1 protein-coding gene and 1 pseudogene are annotated in these 1,489 nt (G+C 76.5%); one reads left to right on the top strand and one right to left on the bottom strand.

Annotated features, from left to right (window positions below):
- On the bottom strand, positions 1 to 936 hold a 936-nt coding region (locus GTW08_RS24875; RefSeq protein WP_161152615.1), incomplete at its 3' end, for a DEDD exonuclease domain-containing protein.
- 116 nt (positions 937 to 1,052) lie between these two features.
- Here GTW08_RS24875 and GTW08_RS24870 point away from each other — a divergent pair.
- Positions 1,053 to 1,489 (top strand): annotated as a pseudogene (locus tag GTW08_RS24870) (RNA-binding protein); the annotation flags it as partial.

Here is a 1,489-nt window from a genome sequence, read left to right as displayed (position 1 = left end):
CGGCGGGCGGTGCGCGGCGATGAGCGCCAGCTCGCGCACCGAGGCCTCCAGGGCGTGCGCGCAGACCACCGTGTCGACCTTCTCGGCGCGGACGAGCATGTCGCGGACCCGGCGGCGCTTCTCCCCGGCCGTGAAGTACGACCGCACCCGCCGGTGCAGGTCGCCGCTGGTGCCGACGTAGAGCACCTGGCCGTCGCCGCCGCGGAACAGGTACACACCGGGCTCGGAGGGCACGTCGTTCGCCAGGTGCCTGCGACGGCGCTGGGTGGTGGTGGGCCGGTGCGGGGCCCGGTCACGGACGAGCTGCAGCAGCTCCTCCAGGCTCTGCACACCCAGGTTCCCGATCCGCTCCAGCAGGTGGTGCAGCACCTCGACGGTCGCCCGGGCGTCGGTCAGTGCCCGGTGGTCCGGGGTGGTGGCGCAGCCGAAGTGCCGGGCCAGCGTGCCCAGCTTCACGCTGGGGCACTCGGTGTGCGGGAGCACGGCCCGGGCGAGCCGGGCGGTGCACAGGACCGGCGGGCCGGGCCAGGGGCGTTCGAGGCGCTCGCAGGCGGCCTTGAGGAAACCCGTGTCGAACGGGGCGTTGTGGGCCACCAGCACCGAGCCGCGGAGCATGTCGAGCACCGAGGGCAGGACCGCACCCAGCGGTGGCGCGTCGTGCAGCATCGCGTTCGTGATGCCGGTCAGCCGGGTGATGTCGGCCGGGACCCGCACGCCCGGGTCGACGAGGGTGCCGAGCTCGGAGATCCGGCTGCCGCCGCGCACCGCGACGGCGCCGACCTCGGTGATGGCGTCGGTCCGGTGGCTGCCGCCGGTGGTCTCCAGGTCCACCACGCAGAAGGTGACGTCACGCAGTGGCGTGCCCAGCTCGTCGAAGGTGAGCTGCGGGGAGCAGGAGGTCACGCCCTGCACCGTAGCCGTGGGGCCCGACAGCATGTTCGAACACCCGGCCCCGGCCCGGGGAGCGGGGCGCGGACCCCGAACCGGGGACGTCCCGGCCGCGGACGGCCACGCCGACGGCGATCCGGGCCGGGCGGGGATAACCTGGACCGATGGCGCACGACGACACGGAGCGACCGGAGCCCACGTGCTCCGGGGTCCCGTCGTGCGCCGCCGACCCGGCCGCGAGCGACTGGCCGGAGCTGCCCGCCCCGCTGCGGGCCCGGCTCGCCGAGATCGCGGGTACCGCGCTGGGCGGGCTGCCGCCCGGGGACGTCCCCACCCCGCTACGCCGCTTCGCCCGGTTCACCCCCGCCAAGCGGGCCCGGCTCGGCGGGCAGGTACTGGTGTCCCGGCTGCAGCAGGACGCGGCGTTCCGGGCGGCCGTGGTGGCCTGGTGGGCCGAGAACCGGCCCGGTGAGCTGGAGCTGCCCGAACCCTCCACGACACGACCCGCCGGCGACCCGCCCGTGCCCCCGGGCGGACCCGGGGCACCCACCGGGGACACCGGAGCCGCGGAGGCAGCCGGCCCGTCCGGCCGTCCCGCGGC

Source organism: Pseudonocardia sp. SID8383 (assembly GCF_009864975.1).
Taxonomy (GTDB): domain Bacteria; phylum Actinomycetota; class Actinomycetes; order Mycobacteriales; family Pseudonocardiaceae; genus Pseudonocardia; species Pseudonocardia alni.
Note: the sequence above shows the minus strand (reverse complement) of the source record. Positions and strands in the feature narration are given on the sequence as shown.